This window comes from Streptomyces sp. NPDC050439 (assembly GCF_040655335.1).
In the GTDB taxonomy this organism is placed as follows: Bacteria; Actinomycetota; Actinomycetes; order Streptomycetales; family Streptomycetaceae; genus Streptomyces.
In genome coordinates, this window is record NZ_JBFAJT010000005.1 from 324,499 (window position 1) to 340,172 (window position 15,674).

Consider the following 15,674-nt stretch of genomic DNA (forward strand, 5'->3'; position numbering starts at 1 on the left):
ACGTTCCCGAGGGAGGCGCGCGCCGCCCGGAGAGATCGTGGGAACAGGAGCCGGTCAGGTCCCGGTCAGGTGTTCGGGACGTACCGGCGTCTTGTTCAGCTCCAGACCCGTCGCGTTCCGGATCGCCGCGAGGACGGCCGGAGTCGAGGAGAGGGTCGGTGCCTCGCCCATGCCGCGCAGGCCGTAGGGCGCGTTCGGGTCGGCCAGTTCGAGCACGTCGACCGGGATGGTCGGCGTGTCGAGGATGGTCGGGATGAGGTAGTCCGTGAAGGAGGGGTTGCGCACCTTCGCGGTCTTCGGGTCGACGATGATCTCCTCCATCACCGCGACGCCCAGGCCCTGGGTGGTGCCACCCTGGATCTGGCCGACGACGGAGAGCGGGTTGAGCGCCTTGCCGACATCCTGGGCGGTGGCCAGTTCGATGACCTTGACCAGGCCGAGCTCGGTGTCCACCTCGACGACCGCGCGGTGCGCGGCGAACGAGTACTGGACGTGGCCGTTGCCCTGGCCGGTCTTCTTGTCGAAGGCCACGGTCGGACGGTGCCGCCACTCGGCCTCGACCTCGACGCTCTCGCCTTCGAGCAGCTCGGCCAGGTCCGCGAGGGTCTCGCCGCCGTCGGTGACGACCTTGCCGCCCTCCAGGAGGAGTTCGGCGGTGGCCCACGCCGGGTGGTACGAGCCGAACTTGCGGCGGCCGATCTCCAGGACCTTCTCGCGGACGAGCTCGCAGGAGTTCTTGACGGCGCCACCGGTGACGTACGTCTGACGGGACGCGGACGTCGAACCGGCCGATCCCACCTGGGTGTCGGCGGGGTGGATCGTCACCTGCTGGACGCCGAGCTCGGTGCGGGCGATCTGCGCGTGGACGGTGATGCCGCCCTGGCCGACCTCCGCCATCGCGGTGTGCACGGTCGCGACCGGCTCGCCGTTGATGACCTCCATGCGCACCTTGGCGGTGGAGTAGTCGTCGAAGCCCTCGGAGAAGCCGACGTTCTTGATGCCGACCGCGTAGCCGACGCCGCGGACGACGCCTTCGCCGTGCGTGGTGTTGGACAGGCCGCCGGGCAGCGCGCGGACGTCGGCGCCCTCGCTGGACTCCCACTGGCGCTCGGGCGGCAGCGGACGGGCCTTGACGCGGCGCAGGATCTCGGCGACCGGGGCCGGCGAGTCGACGGGCTGTCCCGTCGGCAGGAGCGTGCCCTGCGACATGGCGTTGAGCTGGCGGAACTCGACCCGGTCCATGCCCACCTTGTCGGCGAGCTTGTCCATCTGCGCCTCGTAGGCGAAGCAGGCCTGGACGGCGCCGAAGCCGCGCATCGCGCCGCACGGGGGGTTGTTCGAGTAGAGGGCGATCGCCTCGATGTCGACGTCGTCGATCACGTACGGGCCGACCGACAGGGAGGAGGCGTTGCCCACGACCGCCGGGGAGGCCGACGCGTAGGCGCCGCCGTCCAGGACGATCTTGCACTTCATGTGCGTGAGCTTGCCGTCCTTGGTGGCGCCGTGCTCGTAGTACAGCTTCGCCGGGTGGCGGTGCACGTGGCCGAAGAAGGACTCGAAGCGGTTGTAGACGATCTTGACCGGCTTGCCGGTGCGCAGCGCAAGGAGGCAGGCGTGGATCTGCATCGAGATGTCCTCGCGGCCGCCGAACGCGCCGCCGACGCCGGAGAGCGTCATGCGCACCTTGTCCTCGGGCAGGCCGAGGACGGGGGCGATCTGTTCGAGGTCGGAGTGCAGCCACTGGGTGGCGACGTACAGGTCGACGCCGCCGTCCTCGGCCGGTACGGCGAGGCCGGACTCCGGGCCGAGGAAGGCCTGGTCCTGCATGCCGAAGGTGTACTCGCCCTTGACGATGAAGTCGGCCTTCTTGGCGGCCTCTTCGGCGTTGCCCCGGATGATCGGCTGGTTGTGCACGATGTTCGGGTGCGGGACGTGCTTGATGTACTCGTCGCTGCGGCCCTCGTGGACGAGGACGGCGTCCGGCGCGGTCGCCGATGCCTCGTCGGTGATGACGGGCAGTTCCTTGTACTCGACCACGATCTTCGCGGCGGCACGGCGGGCTGTCTCCGGGTGGTCGGCGGCCACGAGGGCGACCGGCTCACCGTGGTGCCGGACCTTGCCGTGGGCGAGGACCGGGGTGTCCTGGAGCTCCAGGCCGTAGTTCTTCATCTCGGCCGGCAGGTCGTCGTACGTCAACACCGCGTAGACGCCGGGCGTCTTGAGGGCCTCGACGGTGTCGATCGAGACGATCTCGGCGTGCGCGACGGTGCTGCGCAGCGTCTGGCCCCAGAGCATGTCCTCGTGCCACATGTCCGAGGAGTACGCGAACTCGCCGGTGACCTTGAGGGTGCCGTCAGGGCGGAGCGTGGACTCGCCGATGCCGCCCTTGTTGTGCTTCTGGGTGACTTCGGTGGGCGCGCCCGTGGTGGTCTTCGTTCCAGCCATGATCAGACCGTCTCTTCCTGACGGGCGGCCGCCAGGCGGACCGCGTCCAGGATCTTCTCGTATCCGGTGCAGCGGCAGAGGTTGCCGGAGAGCGCCTCACGGATGTCGGCGTCCGACGGCGAGGCGTTGCGCTCCAGGAGCTCGTCGGCCGCGACGAGGAGACCGGGGGTGCAGAACCCGCACTGGACGGCGCCGGCGTCGATGAACGCCTGCTGGATCTGGGAGAGTTCACCGCCCTCGCCGGTCTGGCCGTCGGTGCCCTTCGCCTGCCACTGGCGGGCTTCCTGGAGGCTGGTGCCGCCGCAGACGGAGCCGCAGGCGCCGCCCGGGTGGGCGTCCTCGCGGTGCTTGGCGTAGTCCGCCAGGCCCTCGACGGTCACGACCTCGCGGCCCTCGACCTGTCCGGCGGCGACCAGACACGAACACACCGGTACGCCGTCGAGACGGACGGTGCAGGAACCGCACTCGCCCTGCTCACAGGCGTTCTTGGAGCCCGGGAGCCCCACGCGCTCGCGCAGCACGTACAGAAGGGACTCGCCCTCCCACACGTCGTCGGCTTCCTGCTGACGGCCGTTGACCGTGAAGTTCACGCGCATTATGCGACTCCCTCAGTGCTGCGGCCGTTGCCGCGGTACGACTCCCAGGTCCAGCCGAGCGTGCGGCGGGCCATGATGCCGACGGCGTGCCGGCGGTAGTTCGCCGTGCCGCGGACGTCGTCGATCGGGTTGGCGGCACCGGAGGCGAGCTCCGCGAACTGCTTGGCGATCGAGGGGGTGATGATCTTCTTGCTGTCCCAGAAGCCGCCCTCGTCGAGCGCCGCGTTCAGGAACTCCTCGGCCGCCTTCGCCCGGATGGGCGTAGGGGCCGCGGATCCGATGCCGGTCCGTACGGTCCGGGTCTCGGGGTGCAGCGCGATGCCGAAGGCGCACACGGCGATGACCATCGCGTTGCGGGTGCCGACCTTCGAGTACTGCTGGGGGCCGTCCGCCTTCTTGATGTGGACGGACTTGATCAGCTCGTCCTGGGCGAGGGCGTTGCGCTTCACGCCGGTGTAGAACTCGTCGATCGGGATGAGGCGCGAGCCGCGTACGGACTCCACCTCGACCTCGCAGTCGGCGGCGAGCAGCGCCGGGTGGGCGTCACCGGCCGGGGACGCCGTGCCGAGGTTGCCGCCGACGCCGCCGCGGTTGCGGATCTGCGGCGATGCGACCGTGTGCGAGGCGAGCGCGAGGCCGGGGAGCTCGGTGCGCAGCTCCTCCATGATCGTGGTGTACGGAACCGAGGCGCCCAGCTGGACCGTCTCCTCGCCCACCGCCCACTCGCGCAGTTCGGCGACGCGGTTGAGGTCAAGCAGGTACTCGGGACGACGGTGGTCGAAGTTGATCTCGACCATCACGTCGGTGCCACCCGCAATCGGCACAGCTGTCGGGTGCTCGGCCTTGGCGGCGAGCGCCTCCTCCCAGCTGGCGGGGCGAAGGAAGTCCATGAGGCTCTCTTCTTCGTATCGTGGGTCGTTCGCTTCAAGGGACTTCGTTCCGGCCACTGGGGCCATTCGTCCCTCGACTGCTCGTTCATGTGCTGTTAACGCGGAGTGGGGCAAGTACACCGCCCCTGCGTCCGATGGGGTCAGTCACCGAAACCATGAAGGAGTTGGCTGGCCAAGGCGCGCGTCTTGTAGATTCGTATGAAGAACGGGCCTCAGTAACCTCGCGGCTTCCCCCTGGAAACCGGAGGCTCCCCAGGACACGGGGGCTCCGGTCCACACAGAGTCGACAGACACGGACTGTCTGTACATCCCATTCGAGACAAGATCGGCGGCGACCACCATGCGGCTGCGCGCACTCCTTGACACCGACGCGCTGGGCCTGCGGCTGCTCGGCGGTGAGGACGAGCTCGACCGCACCGTGCGCGGTGTGATGACCACGGACCTGCGCGACCCCAGCCGGTATCTCGCGGGCGGTGAGCTGGTCCTGACCGGTCTCGCCTGGCGCCGCGACGCGAAGGACACGGAGCCCTTCGTACGGACCCTCGCGAGCGCCGGAGTGGCGGCGCTCGCGGCGGGCGAGGCCGAGCTCGGGGACATCCCCGACGACATCGTCGAGGCCTGCGCCCGGCACCGTCTGCCGCTGTTCGCCGTGAACGAGTCGGTCGCCTTCGCGACGATCACCGAGCACGTCGTACGCCAGGTGTCCGGCGAGCGGGCCGGTGACCTGGCCGCCGTCGTCGACCGGCACCGCCGCCTGATGACCTCGGGCCCCACCGGCGGCGGCCCCGACGTCGTCCTCGACCTGCTGGGCTCCGACCTGGACCTGCGGGCCTGGGTCCTGTCCCCCGCGGGCCGCGCCATCGCGGGGTCGAGCGCCGCGGGCCCCGCCCTGCCCGCGGCCGTGTGCGCGCGTCTGGCGGGCGAACACCTGGCCGCGGCCCGTACGGGGCGCCGGGGCCCTCACCGGGTCCAGGTGGACGGCTCGACGTACTCCCTGTTCCCCATCCGGAGCAGTGGGCGCGGTTCGGGTTCCGCGGCCACCGCGGCGAGCACGGCGGCGCTGCGCGACGTCCGCGAGACGGTCCTCTCGGACTGGCTCCTCGCGGTCGAGGCGGACGCCGGCGACTGGCCCGAGGAGCGGCTCGACCTGCTGCAGGGCGTCACCCAGCTGATCGCCGTGGAGCGCGACCGGCGCGACGCCGCACGCACCGTACGGCGCAGACTCGCCCAGGAAGTCCTCGAACTCGTCCAGACGGGCGCGGCCCCCGCCGAGATCGCGGCACGCCTGCGGGTCGCCGCCCCCGTGCTGCTTCCGGGCCTGGGCGCGGCACCGCACTGGCAGGTCGTGGTGGCCCGCGTGGAGTGGGACGGGGGCGAGATCGAGGGCGGCCCGGTGGCCCAGTCCCTCCTGGAGGAGATCCTCGTCGACCCCCTGTCGGCGGGCCCCGAACCGTCCGACCGCATCGCGGTGGCCCATACGGGTGACGAGGCGATCGCGCTCGTGCCGCTGCCCGCGGTCTCCACGGAGCACGACGGCTCGGAGACGGGCCTGCTTGCCGACTCCCTCCTGGAGTCCGTCCGCGACCCCCTCTCGGCGGGCCTCGACGGCGACGGCCGCCTCACGCTCGGCGTCAGCGCGTCCGTGCACTCGGCCGAGGGCCTGCGCGGCGCCCTGGAGGAGGCCCGGCACGCCCGCCGGGTCGCGGCGGCGCGCCCCGGACGAGTCTGCGCGGCGGGCCACCAGGAACTGGCCTCGCACGTCCTCCTCCTTCCCTTCGTCCCCGACGACGTGCGCCGCGCGTTCACGGCCCGCCTCCTCGACCCGCTGCGGGACTACGACCGGCGCCACCGGGCGGAGCTCATCCCGACCCTGGAGGCGTTCCTCGACTGCGACGGTTCCTGGACCCGCTGCGCGGCGCGACTGCACCTGCACGTCAACACGCTGCGCTACCGAGTGGGCCGTATCGAGCAGTTGACGAGTCGTGACCTCTCGCGCCTCGAGGACAAGCTCGATTTCTTCCTGGCACTGCGCATGAGCTGACACGGGCGACCTGCGGCAAACACCTTTCATGGCCCGCCCTTTGTGAAATCTTTCACCCAGCCTCTTGGCCGGGTGCGCCGATCCATGCTGAGATGCGCCCACTACTCAACAGCTCAATGGCGTGCTCGGGGAGGGCAACGTGGCGCATACCGCCATGTCTGGTTCCGGAACGACTGCAGGGGACGATCCACTCCAGACCGCGGTATGGCGGCTGCGCTCGCGCGGCTGTTGGACCGACGCGGCCGCACTGCTCGCCTCGCGGGAGGGACCGGGGCCCGCCCTGCAGAGAACCTCACTCCTGGTGGAGCGGTGCCTGTTCACGGGAGAGGGCTGGGCCGAGGCGGAGGACGGACTGCGGACCGCCGAGGCGCTGGCCGTGCGGGACGAGGACCGCGGGGCCGCGGCCTGCGAGCGCGGCCAGCTCGCGTACGCCTCCACGGTGCTCGCCGTACGGGACCGGGCCGACGAGGCGCGTACGGCACTGGGGCGGGCGGCGGCGCTCCTCGCCCCGAACACGCCGGGACGCCCCCTGCTCGACTTCCGCCGGGGCCTCATCGCCGAGCACATCTCGGACTCACCTCAGGCGGCGCGGGCGGCCTACCGTCGGGCGCATGCGGGCGCGACGGCGCATTCCGACCCTCTCCTGCTCTCCTTCACGTGGCGCCATCTGGCCGGACTCGCCCTGCGCGAGGGCGAGTTGGCGGAGGCGCGGCACGGGTTCGCGGAGTCGCTGCGGATCCGGGAGGAGCTGGGGTACTTGGTGGGCACGGCTCCGGCGCTGGCGGCTCTCGCCGACACGGAACCCGAACCGGAGGCGGGCCGCCTCCGAGCCGAGGCGGCCCGCCTCTTCCGCCTGATGGGCGGGGTCCCGTCCTGGCTGGCCCAGCATCTGTCACCACCGGCGCCTGCGGCTTAACTCCGCCGAGTTCGTCCTCAAACGCCGGACGGGCTAGAGATTTCCCCGGCTCGGGGAAATCTCAGCCCGGCCGGCGTTTGAGGCCATCTTTTCGGGGGCCCAGGGGGCGGAGCCCCCTGGTTTCGGGAAGGGGTGGGATTGGGGAAAGCCCCGCAGGGACCGCCCTGACCTAGCCCCCCGCCCCCGCAAAGTGCTCCCGCACCAGGGTCTGGACAACGGCCAGATCCTGCACAACCAACGCCTCCAGCAAAGCCATGTGCTCCGCCGCGTCAGCCACAAGATCCGCACGCCGAGCATGGACGGGCCCACTCACGAGGGGCCACTGCGACCGCCGATGGAGATCGTCCGCCACCTGCACCAGCTGCTTGTTCCCCGAGAGGGAAAGGACCGCCCCGTGAAAGGCCCGGTCCGCCTCCGCGTACCGGGCAAGATCCCCGCCCGCCGCAGCCACCGCACTCGCCTCGGCAAGCGGCCGCAACTCACACCACCGCGCGGCAGGCACCGTACGGGCGAGCCGCAACATCACCGGCACCTCGATCAGCGCCCGCACCTCCGCCAGCTCCCCCAGCTCCCGCGCGCTCCGCTCGGTGACCCGGAAGCCGCGGTTCGGCACGACCTCCACCGCCCCCTCGATGGCCAGCTGCTGCATCGCCTCGCGCACCGGGGTCGCCGAGACCCCGAAGCGCTCGCCGAGCACGGGCGCCGAGTACACCTCGCCGGGCGCGAGATCGCCGCCGACGAGCGCGTCCCGCAGGGCGTCGAGGATCTGGCCGCGCACCGAATTCCGCTGCACCGTCTTGCGGGGCGCGGGCACCGGCACCCGTACGGCCGATTCCCCATGCGTGTGCTCACCGCGAGCCGCGTCGCGAGCCGTCGCCGCCCGCACCTGCTCCGGCACACGGACGGCGGAGCGGTACGCGTCATGCGCTCTGGCCTGCTCCACGAGTCCACCCCAAAGTCCGCCGGGTCCGAAAGGTACGAGAGGCACCATAGGCGGACAGCCCCGCAGTTGAAACCTCGATCATTCTGGGTAAGGTTAGGCTTACCTGTAATCGATCGTGATTCGGTGGTCCCCGCATGTCCGTTCCCACCTTGGCGAAGCGCGCCCCGAGCGCCCTCGCGGACGCCTATGCCCGCCTCACCGAAGTGTTCCCCGGACTGCTCGTGACCGAGCTCGGCGAACGCGAGCAGGCCCCACAGGGCGACGGCTGGGTCACCGCCGCCCGGCTCGCGGAGGGCGGGGCCGACCTCAACGCGTTCATGGCGTGGGACGAGGCGCAGGTTCTGCGGGACTACGGACAGGCGGGGCGCCCGGACGTCATCGCGAGCTTCGCGCTGCACCGCTACGCCTGGCCCGCCACCCTCCTCATCACCATGCCGTGGTTCCTGCACCGCCGTGTGCCGCGCTACCCCGTGGAGAACGTGTCCTTCCAGCGCACCCTCGGCCGCCTCGCCGTACGCAGCACAGGCTTCGCCTGCCTGCCCGGCGATCCCGCCGCCGCGCTCCCGGGCGCCCGCGTCGTGCCGGACGAGGAGGCCCTCCGCGCGGAGGTGCGGGCCTCCGTCGCCGAGCACCTGGGACCGCTCCTCGACGCCTTCGGGCCGCGGATGCGGCGCCGCTCGCGCGCCCTGTGGAGCGTCGCCACGGACGAGATCGTCGAGGGGCTCTGGTACATCGCCCACCTCCTCGGCGAGGAGCAGCGGGCCACGACGGAGCTGGAGCGGCTGCTCCCCGGCGCCACCAAGCCGTACGTGGGCACGGCGGGGTTCCGTGAGCTGCGGGGGCCGAACGGCGAGTCCCTGCCGACGCGGGACCGCGCGAGTTGCTGCATGTTCTACACGCTGCGCCCCGAGGACACCTGCGTGACCTGTCCGCGCACCTGCGACGCGGAACGCGTCGCGCGCCTCAGCGCCGCCGCGGCCGCCTGACCCGAGCCTCGGCCCGAGCCGAAACCGCACCCCCTCCCCCTTGAACCACCCGTTCGTGTCCGTTTAATCGAACTCAACTTCCCGTGCCGGGCCCCCAGTTCGAGCAAAACGGCGCGCGCCGCACCCCTTTGCACCCCCCTTGGCGTCTTCTTGCCCAAAAACCCCTCTGGGGGTCATCGGGATTGGGCCACTATGGCGCCCGAACGCCCTACCGCGACGCAAGGGACCCCAGATGAGACTGACCGACATATCGCTGGACTGGCTGCTTCCGGGTGGCGTCCTGCTCCTGGGCATGCTGGTGGCGGTGGCGGTACTCGCACGCGGCAAGCGCGCCGGGCAGAAGGCGGCAGCCGGAGCCTCCGGCGACGACTCCTGGGAACGCAGCGAGGAGCGCCGCAGGCGCAAGGAAGCCATCTACGGAACGGCCTCGTACGTTCTGCTGTTCTGCTGCGCGGCGGTCGCCGCCGCACTCTCCTTCCACGGCCTTGTCGGCTTCGGCCGGCAGAATCTCAACCTCACCGGCGGCTGGGAGTATCTGGTCCCGTTCGGGCTCGACGGCGCGGCGATGTTCTGCTCCGTGCTCGCCGTGCGCGAGGCCAGCCATGGCGACGCGGCGCTCGGCTCGCGGCTCCTGGTGTGGACGTTCGCGGGCGCGGCCGCCTGGTTCAACTGGGTGCACGCGCCCAGGGGCCTCGGCCACGCGGGCGCCCCGCAGTTCTTCGCCGGGATGTCGCTGTCGGCGGCGGTGCTCTTCGACCGTGCGCTGAAGCAGACCCGCCGCGCGGCTCTGCGCGAACAGGGCCTGGTGCCGCGGCCGTTGCCGCAGATCCGGATCGTACGGTGGCTGCGCGCACCACGGGAGACCTTCGGTGCCTGGTCGCTGATGCTCCTCGAAGGCGTTCGCAGTCTGGACGAGGCGGTCGAGGAGGTCCGCGAGGACCGGCGCGAGAAGGAGCGCACCCGGACCCGCAGGCGGGACCGGGAGAAGCTGGAACGTGCGCAGCTCAAGGCGATCAGCAGGGGCCATCGCAGCCTGCCGAGCCGTGGCGGCGGGCGTCAGGTCGATCTGCCGGCGGTCGCGCCGGCGACCGGGTCCGCGCAGGTCGGCGCGGACCCTGCCATAGCGCCGCAGGACCAGGAACAGGAGCAGTTGCCCCTGCGCTCCCGTCCCGCTCTGCAGGCCGTGAAGAACGGCGCTGAACCCGTCACCGTCGACCTCACGGCCGAGGACGACACCCAGGCGCTGCCGCGGCTCGACTCCCTTGAGCGCAAGCTCAAGGATCTGGAGCAGCAGTTCGGCTGATGTCAGCGGCGCAGAAAGGGAGTTGACCGGCGGTCCGGCTCATGCCGGGCCGCCGTCCAGCTCGAACCACACCACCTTCCCGACCCCGTGGGCACGCACGCCCCACGCGTCGGCGAGGGACTGCACGAGCATCAGGCCCCGGCCATGCGTGCTGTCGTCGGCATTCGGCACGCAGAGCTTCGGGCGGCGTCCCACGAAGTCCCTGACCTCGACGCGCAGCCTGCCGGGCCGCACGGTCGCCGTCAGGATGGCGTCGCGATCGGTGTGCACCAGTGCGTTCGTCACGAGCTCGCTGGTAAGCAGCTCGGCCACCTCGGATTTTCCGGGCCTCCCCCAGGTCCGGAGCAGTTCGCGCAGTGCGCCCCTGACCTCAGGGACCGCCCGCAGGTCGGATCTCCCCAATCTGCGCCGGAGTTGAGCCCTATGGAGCTCCACCGGCTTGTCGTCGATCGGCCCGTCCCTTGCTATCGGCGAAGACGTCCCGAACTGGATGGGACTGCCCCCTCTTGCTTGCCTTGTCATGACCCCCGCCCACAAACGAGTCAATTCCTCCCTGCTCGAACACGCTCACGGAATTCATGCCCGCCTCGGTTGGCGGCACTCATGTCCATTCGTCAACCATTGGAGTGGGTGCGCCCGAGCCCGGCGGGGAAGTGAAGCCGTGAACCGTTTCTGCTTGATCCCGACCGGGCCCGATCGCGTCACATCGGCCCCGCCCGAGTGCTTTGAGGAGCCGCCGTGCACGACGACCGACTGCTGGTGGAGGGACGCCTGGAGCGCGCCCTGCGGCAGTTCATCCGCCCCGCCCAGTACGCGGACCGTGTGCCGCTGAGCCTCTCCGTCTGGCACGCTCCGGGCGAACCCGTGCCCGTCGCCGAGGCCCTCGACGCGACGTACGAGCCGTTCGAGACGGGCACCGCCTGGGGAAAACCCTGGTCAACCAGTTGGTTCCGGCTGCGCGGTCAGGTGCCCGACGACTGGCGCGGGCGCCACGTCGAGGTGGTCGTCGATCCCGGCTTCACCGGTGAGGGCCCCGGCTTCCAGGCGGAGGGTCTGGTGTACGACGCATCGGGCGTCCCCCTCAAGGGCATTCACCCGCGCAACCGGCACATTCCCGTGGCAGCCTCCGCACGGGGCGGCGAGCCGGTGCACCTCCTCCTGGAGGCGGCGGCCAACCCCGCGATCCTGCACGACTTCGAACCGACACCCCTGGGCGACGTACTGACCGCGGGCGATGGTCCCATCTACCGATTCGCGTCTGCCGACCTCGCCGTACTGGACGAGGACGTCTGGCGGTTGACGCTGGACATCGAGGTCCTTTCCGAGCTGATGTACGAACTGGACGCGGCCCGTCCGCGCCGTCACGAGATCCTGCGCGCGCTGGAGCGGGCGCTCGACGCACTCGATCTGCACGACGTGTCGGGCACGGCCGCGGCGGCGCGGGCCGAGCTGACGGAGGTCCTCGCCAGCCCCGCCCATGCCAGTGCGCACCGGGTCTCGGCCACCGGGCACGCCCACATCGACTCGGCCTGGCTGTGGCCGCTGCGCGAGACGGTGCGCAAGGCGTCCCGCACCTTTGCCAATGTGACGGCGCTCGCGAAGGACTACCCCGAGCTGGTCTTCGCCTGTTCACAGGCCCAGCAGTACGCCTGGGTCAAGGAGCACCAGCCGCACATCTGGGAGCGCATCAAGAAGGCCGTCGCGGACGGCAACTGGTCCCCGGTGGGCTCCATGTGGGTCGAGTCGGACGCCAACATGCCGGGCGGCGAGGCGCTGGCCCGGCAGATCACGCACGGCATGCGCTTCTTCCGCGAGGAACTGGGCGTGGAGACGGAGGAGATCTGGCTGCCGGACTCCTTCGGCTACACGGCGGCGTTCCCGCAGCTGGCGAAGCTCGCGGGCGTCCGCTGGTTCCTCACCCAGAAGCTGAGCTGGAACCAGTCCAACAAGATGCCGCACCACACCTTCTGGTGGGAGGGCATCGACGGCACCCGCGTCTTCACGCACTTCCCGCCGGTCGACACCTACAACTCGCAGATCCATGGTGCCGAACTCGCGCACGCGGAGCGGAACTTCACCGAGAAGGGCCGCGCGTCGCGTTCCCTGGTGCCGTTCGGCTGGGGTGACGGCGGGGGTGGTCCGACCCGCGAGATGCTGGAGAAGGCGCGGCGGCTGCGGTCCCTGGAGGGGTCCCCGCGCGTCGAGATCGAGAAGCCGTCGAAGTTCTTCGCCGCCGCCGAGGAGGAGTACGGGGCGGGGGCGCCGGTCTGGTCCGGCGAGCTCTATCTGGAGCTGCACCGCGCCACGTACACCACGCAGGCGGCCACCAAGCGCGGCAACCGGCGCACCGAACACGCCTTGCGCGAGGCCGAGTTGTGGTGCACGGCCGCCGCGGTCCGCGACCCCGCGTACGTCTACCCCTACAGCACCCTCGACCGGCTGTGGAAGACGGTGCTCCTGCACCAGTTCCACGACATCCTGCCGGGTTCGTCGATCGCCTGGGTGCACCGGGAGGCGCGTGACACCTACGAGCGCGTGCTCGCCGAGCTGGACGAGATCACCGCGGCGGCGGTCCGGTCCCTCGGCGCGGGCGGGCCCGTCGCGCTCAACTCGTCGCCCTACGCCCGCAGCGAGGTCGTCACGGCCGACGACGGCTCCCTCGTGCACGTGAACGTCCCGGCCCTTGGGAGCAAGAGCCTCGACGAGGCCGCCTCCTACACGCGGGAGACCGGGGCGACCGCCCTGCTGGCCGACGGCGAGATCCAGCTCCTGAACGAGCACCTGCGCGTCGCCGTCGACGCGGACGGCCTGCTGACCTCCGTGCACGACATCGACGCGCACCGCGAGGTCCTGTCCCCCGGCTCGCGCGGCAACCTCCTCCAGCTGCACCCCGACCATCCCACGCACTACGACGCCTGGGACCTGGACAAGCACTACCGCAACACACACACCGACCTCACCGAGGCCGAGTCCGTGGAGCTGGTCGAGGACGGACCGCTGCGGGTCGCCGTCCGCGTGGTGCGCGCCTTCGGGAAGTCGCGGATCACCCAGGAGATCCGTCTCGCCGCGGGCAGCCGACGCGTCGACGTCGTCACGGAGGTCGACTGGCAGGAGTCGGAGAAGGTGCTCAAGGCAGCCTTCCCCCTTGACGTGCACGCCGAACGGTCCGCCGCCGAGATCCAGTTCGGGCACGTGCACCGCTCCACGCACGCCAACACCGGCTGGGACGCGGCCCGTTTCGAGATCTGCGCGCACCGCTGGCTGCGGGTCGCCGAGGACGCGTACGGCGTGGCGGTGCTCAACGACTCGACGTACGGCCATGACGTGACGCGCACCCCGCACGGCGAGGGGCTCGGCACCACCGTGCGGCTCACCCTCCTTCGCGCGCCGCACAGTCCGGACCCGGAGACGGACCTGGGCGTGCACCGGTTCACGTACGCCCTGCTTCCTGGCGCGACGACGGGTGACGCGGTCGCGGAGGGGCTCGCCCTGAACCTGCCGCTGCGGGTGGCCGACGCGCCCGTCCTGCCCTCCCTGGTCGGCGTGGACAATCCGGCGGTGACCGTGGAGTCGGTGAAGCTCGCGGACGACGGGAGCGGGGATGTCGTGGTGCGGCTCTACGAGTCGCGGGGCGGGCGCGCGGCGGCCACGCTCACCACGTCGTTCGCGGTGGGCGCGGCCGAGGTGACCGACCTCCTGGAGCGTCCGCTCGAACCCGCCCACACCGATGAGGCGGGGCTCGTGCTCGCGCTGCGTCCATTCCAGATCGTGACGCTGCGGCTGCGTCCAGTTCGCTGACCGTACGTCAGGGGCGTGGCACGTTCCGCAGGTTGGAGCGTGCCATCTGGACCATGCGGCCGACGCCGCCGTCCAGGACTATCTTGCTGGCGGAGAGCGCGAAGCCGGTCACCATCTCGGAGCTGATCTTGGGCGGGATGGAGAGGGCGTTCGGGTCCGTGACGATGTCTACGAGGGCGGGGCCCTTGTGCGCGAAGGCGTCCTTCAGGGCGCCCGCGAGCTGCTTGGGCTTCTCGACCCGTACTCCATAGGCACCGGCCGCCCGGGCGACGGCGGCGAAGTCGGGGTTGTGGTTGTCGGTGCCGAACGAAGGGAGCCCGGCCACCAGCATCTCCAGCTCGACCATGCCGAGGGACGAGTTGTTGAAGAGGACGATCTTCACCGGCAGGTCGTACTGGACGAGGGTGAGGAAGTCGCCCATCAGCATGGAGAATCCGCCGTCGCCGGACATGGAGATGACCTGCCGCCCGCGGTCGGTGAACTGGGCGCCGATCGCCTGCGGCAGGGCGTTGGCCATCGAGCCGTGGCTGAAGGAACCGATGATGCGGCGTCTGCCGTTCGGCGAGAGATAGCGGGCCGCCCAGACGTTGCACATGCCCGTGTCGACGGTGAACACCGCGTCGTCTGCGGCGAGTTCGTCGACGACGGACGCGACGTACTCGGGATGGATCGGGACGTGCTTGTCGACCTTGCGCGTGTAGGCCTTGATGACGCCTTCCAGGGCGTCCGCGTGCTTCTTCAGCATCTTGTCGAGGAACTTGCGGTTGCTCTTGGGCGCAACGCGCGGGGTCAGACAGCGCAGGGTCTCGCGTACGTCGCCCCAGACGGCGAGGTCCAGCTTGGAGCGGCGGCCGAGCCTCTCGGGGCGCACGTCGACCTGGGCGATCTTCACGTCGTCGGGCAGGAAGGCGTTGTACGGGAAGTCGGTGCCAAGCAGGATGAGCAGGTCGCACTCGTGGGTGGCCTCGTACGCGGCGCCGTAGCCGAGCAGCCCGCTCATGCCGACGTCGTACGGGTTGTCGTACTGGATCCACTCCTTGCCGCGCAGGGCATGGCCCACCGGGGACTTGATCTTCTCGGCGAACGCCATGACCTCGGCGTGCGCGCCGGCCGTGCCGCTGCCGCAGAAGAGGGTGACCTTGTCCGCCTTGTCGATCATCGCGGCGAGCTTGTCGATCTCCGTGTCGCCGGGGCGCACGGTGGGGCGCGAGGTGACGAGGGCGCTCTCGGCGGACTTGTCGGGGGCGGGCTCGTCGGCGATGTCGCCGGGCAGGGTGACGACACTGACGCCGGACTGCCCGATCGCGTGCTGGATGGCGGTGTGCAGGAGCCGCGGCATCTGCTTCGGGCTGGAGATCATCTCGCTGTAGTGACTGCAGTCCTGGAAGAGCCGGTCGGGGTGGGTCTCCTGGAAGAAGGAGAGACCGATCTCGCTGGAGGGGATGTGCGACGCGAGGGCCAGGACGGGCGCCATGGAGCGGTGGGCGTCGTAGAGGCCGTTGATCAGGTGGAGGTTGCCGGGGCCGCAGGAGCCGGCGCAGACGGCGAGGCTGCCGGTGATCTGGGCCTCGGCACCGGCCGCGAAGGCAGCGGTCTCCTCGTGCCTGACCTGCACCCACTCAATGCCCTTGGTGCGTCTGATCGCGTCCACGACCGGGTTGAGGCTGTCGCCCACGACTCCGTACATCCGGCGCACACCGGCGCGGTGGAGGATGTCGACGAACTGTTCGGCGACGTTCTGCTTGGCCATGGCTTC

Annotated in this window: 11 protein-coding genes; 5 read left to right on the plus strand and 6 right to left on the minus strand. The window is 70.7% G+C overall.

All coding sequences use genetic code 11. The annotated features are described in order from the left end of the window. Positions 1–54: 54 nt before the first annotated feature. From AB0I66_RS22630 to AB0I66_RS22640, 3 genes are read right to left on the minus strand one after another with little or no spacing between them, the layout of a single operon-like run. Positions 55–2,445 (minus strand): molybdopterin cofactor-binding domain-containing protein, encoded by a 2,391-nt coding sequence (locus AB0I66_RS22630; RefSeq protein ID WP_363209717.1) that lies wholly within the window; start codon positions 2,443–2,445, stop codon positions 55–57. 2 nt (positions 2,446–2,447) lie between these two features. After that, positions 2,448–3,041, minus strand: a complete 594-nt coding sequence (locus tag AB0I66_RS22635) for a (2Fe-2S)-binding protein (protein WP_363209718.1) — start codon at positions 3,039–3,041, stop codon at positions 2,448–2,450. After that, positions 3,041–3,931 (minus strand): FAD binding domain-containing protein, encoded by an 891-nt coding sequence (locus tag AB0I66_RS22640; RefSeq protein ID WP_363209719.1) that lies wholly within the window; start codon positions 3,929–3,931, stop codon positions 3,041–3,043. The genes AB0I66_RS22635 and AB0I66_RS22640 overlap by 1 nt, the downstream gene beginning before the upstream one ends. Positions 3,932–4,271: 340 nt before the next feature. On the opposite strand from AB0I66_RS22640, the gene AB0I66_RS22645 reads away from it, so the two are divergent. After that, positions 4,272–5,972, plus strand: coding sequence for a PucR family transcriptional regulator ligand-binding domain-containing protein (locus AB0I66_RS22645; RefSeq protein ID WP_363209720.1), 1,701 nt, complete (start codon positions 4,272–4,274; stop codon positions 5,970–5,972). Positions 5,973–6,126: 154 nt separating this feature from the next. Then, a complete protein-coding gene (locus AB0I66_RS22650; RefSeq protein ID WP_363209721.1) occupies positions 6,127–6,888 on the plus strand; it encodes a hypothetical protein in 762 nt (253 codons plus the stop codon). Positions 6,889–7,057: 169 nt separating this feature from the next. Here the strand turns inward: AB0I66_RS22650 and AB0I66_RS22655 are convergent, their stop codons facing one another. Further along, complete coding sequence (locus AB0I66_RS22655; RefSeq protein ID WP_363209722.1) at positions 7,058–7,831, minus strand: GntR family transcriptional regulator; 774 nt, start codon at positions 7,829–7,831, stop codon at positions 7,058–7,060. 134 nt (positions 7,832–7,965) lie between these two features. Here AB0I66_RS22655 and AB0I66_RS22660 point away from each other — a divergent pair, with 134 nt between their 5' ends. Next, entirely contained in the window at positions 7,966–8,817 is an 852-nt protein-coding gene (locus AB0I66_RS22660) for a (2Fe-2S)-binding protein (RefSeq protein ID WP_363209723.1), read from the plus strand. 232 nt (positions 8,818–9,049) lie between these two features. Next, complete coding sequence (locus tag AB0I66_RS22665; RefSeq protein WP_363209724.1) at positions 9,050–10,120, plus strand: DUF2637 domain-containing protein; 1,071 nt, start codon at positions 9,050–9,052, stop codon at positions 10,118–10,120. Between the two features lie 39 nt (positions 10,121–10,159). Here the strand turns inward: AB0I66_RS22665 and AB0I66_RS22670 are convergent, their stop codons facing one another. Then, complete coding sequence (locus tag AB0I66_RS22670; RefSeq protein ID WP_363209725.1) at positions 10,160–10,642, minus strand: ATP-binding protein; 483 nt, start codon at positions 10,640–10,642, stop codon at positions 10,160–10,162. 216 nt (positions 10,643–10,858) lie between these two features. On the opposite strand from AB0I66_RS22670, the gene AB0I66_RS22675 reads away from it, so the two are divergent. After that, positions 10,859–13,918 (plus strand): glycoside hydrolase family 38 C-terminal domain-containing protein, encoded by a 3,060-nt coding sequence (locus AB0I66_RS22675; protein ID WP_363209726.1) that lies wholly within the window; start codon positions 10,859–10,861, stop codon positions 13,916–13,918. A 7-nt stretch (positions 13,919–13,925) separates the two neighbouring features. Here AB0I66_RS22675 and AB0I66_RS22680 read toward each other — a convergent pair whose 3' ends face one another. After that, the gene (locus AB0I66_RS22680; protein ID WP_363209727.1) at positions 13,926–15,668 is read right to left on the minus strand and encodes a pyruvate dehydrogenase; all 1,743 of its coding nucleotides are present in this window, start codon (positions 15,666–15,668) and stop codon (positions 13,926–13,928) included. Positions 15,669–15,674: the final 6 nt, after the last annotated feature.

Bases quoted from the DNA above. Each gene is read 5' to 3' on its own strand.
- AB0I66_RS22630 (WP_363209717.1), bottom strand. From the start codon at position 2,445: ATGGCTGGAACGAAGACCACCACGGGCGCGCCCACCGAAGTCACCCAG.
- AB0I66_RS22635 (WP_363209718.1), bottom strand. From the start codon at position 3,041: ATGCGCGTGAACTTCACGGTCAACGGCCGTCAGCAGGAAGCCGACGAC.
- AB0I66_RS22640 (WP_363209719.1), bottom strand. From the start codon at position 3,931: ATGGACTTCCTTCGCCCCGCCAGCTGGGAGGAGGCGCTCGCCGCCAAG.
- AB0I66_RS22645 (WP_363209720.1), top strand. From the start codon at position 4,272: ATGCGGCTGCGCGCACTCCTTGACACCGACGCGCTGGGCCTGCGGCTG.
- AB0I66_RS22650 (WP_363209721.1), top strand. From the start codon at position 6,127: ATGTCTGGTTCCGGAACGACTGCAGGGGACGATCCACTCCAGACCGCG.
- AB0I66_RS22660 (WP_363209723.1), top strand. From the start codon at position 7,966: ATGTCCGTTCCCACCTTGGCGAAGCGCGCCCCGAGCGCCCTCGCGGAC.
- AB0I66_RS22665 (WP_363209724.1), top strand. From the start codon at position 9,050: ATGAGACTGACCGACATATCGCTGGACTGGCTGCTTCCGGGTGGCGTC.
- AB0I66_RS22670 (WP_363209725.1), bottom strand. From the start codon at position 10,642: ATGACAAGGCAAGCAAGAGGGGGCAGTCCCATCCAGTTCGGGACGTCT.
- AB0I66_RS22680 (WP_363209727.1), bottom strand. From the start codon at position 15,668: ATGGCCAAGCAGAACGTCGCCGAACAGTTCGTCGACATCCTCCACCGC.